The organism is Desulfovulcanus sp., assembly GCF_982781345.1.
The window spans coordinates 1-1178 of record NZ_CEYAEZ010000186.1; the positions used below are offsets into that span (position 1 = coordinate 1).

Below are 1178 nucleotides of genomic sequence, written 5' to 3' on the forward strand. Positions count from 1 at the left end.
GTGAAAGATGGTAAGAGGGATGATATAATCTACGAAACCGCAGATTTGATATATCACCTACTCGTTCTGCTTGTTAAACTCGACATAAAACTCGATGAGATCTGGACTGAGTTGGAGAGGAGGCGAAGATAATGAAAGAATGCGTTATCTGGACTGTAAACTTAGATGCAAGAAAGAAGAGAAGTGAAGGCAGAAAGATACCCCTGAGATTTGCGATTCCAAATGTAAAGCTTGAAGAACTCGTTCAAGCCTGCAAAGAACTTGGAATCCCATGCAAGCCAGAAGAGAAAAAATATCCAAAGTGTTGGTGGGAAGACTGTGGTAGAGTGGTTGTTCCAAAGAACAACTCGAAGATAAAGCTCATGATCGAACTTGCAAAGAAGATAAATGAGATTAGAGAAAGGGAAAAAGCTAAAGGCAAGAAGAAAAAGAGATGAAGCTGATATTCTACCTCTCAGGCGAAAATGAATGCTTGGCAAGGTTTGAAGTTTTGAACTTACTTAACGCTAAAGAACTCTATAAAGATCAACAGATTTTAGTGGCTGAAACATCCGAAGTGGAGAAGTTGAACAGACTGGCTTTAACTCATGAGGTTGCGGAATTCTATGCAGTCTGTAGCTTAGAAGAGCTTGAAGAAGTGTTTAAGGAAATTCCGATTTGCGATAGCTGTTGTGTTAGGGTTACGAAGATTGGTGTTAGGGAAGTTAAGAGCTTAGAGCTTGAGAGAAGGCTCGGAGGAATACTTTGGAAAAGGGGAGCTAAGATAAATCTGACAAACCCAAAGACAATCGTAAAGGTTTACGTTGCGGATAAATGCTACGTGGGCTTTTTAATTCACAAAACAAACAAGAAGCAGTTTTTGGAGAGACATCCGAATAAGAGACCGTTTTCAATGCCATGTGTAATACTGCCGAGGATTGGCAGGGCTATGGTGAACATAACCGCTGGAAACTTCGTGCTTGATCCGATGTGTGGAACTGGAACGTTTTTGATAGAAGCTGGCTTGATGGGATTGAGGTTTGCCGGCGTTGAAGCTTACAAAAAGATTGTCTTCGGCTGTGCTAAAAATCTGAGGTTTTTTGGATTACCCGCTAACATTATAAGGGGAGATGCGAGAGAGTTGCCGTTTAAAGATGAAACGTTTGATGGAGTTGTTACTGACTTCCCTTATCAGCGTT

The 1178-nt window shown here is 41.1% G+C and carries 3 protein-coding genes; all 3 read left to right on the top strand.

The window, feature by feature from the left end; genetic code table 11:
* Entirely contained in the window at positions 1–132 is a 132-nt protein-coding gene (locus tag AC3WVG_RS12115) for a pyrophosphohydrolase domain-containing protein (protein WP_488798375.1), read from the top strand.
* Positions 132–437 (top strand): signal recognition particle subunit SRP19/SEC65 family protein, encoded by a 306-nt coding sequence (locus tag AC3WVG_RS12120; RefSeq protein WP_488798373.1) that lies wholly within the window; start codon positions 132–134, stop codon positions 435–437. The genes AC3WVG_RS12115 and AC3WVG_RS12120 overlap by 1 nt, the downstream gene beginning before the upstream one ends.
* A partial coding sequence (locus AC3WVG_RS12125) for a methyltransferase domain-containing protein (protein ID WP_488798374.1) occupies positions 434–1178 on the top strand: 745 nt, incomplete at its 3' end. The genes AC3WVG_RS12120 and AC3WVG_RS12125, both read left to right, overlap by 4 nt.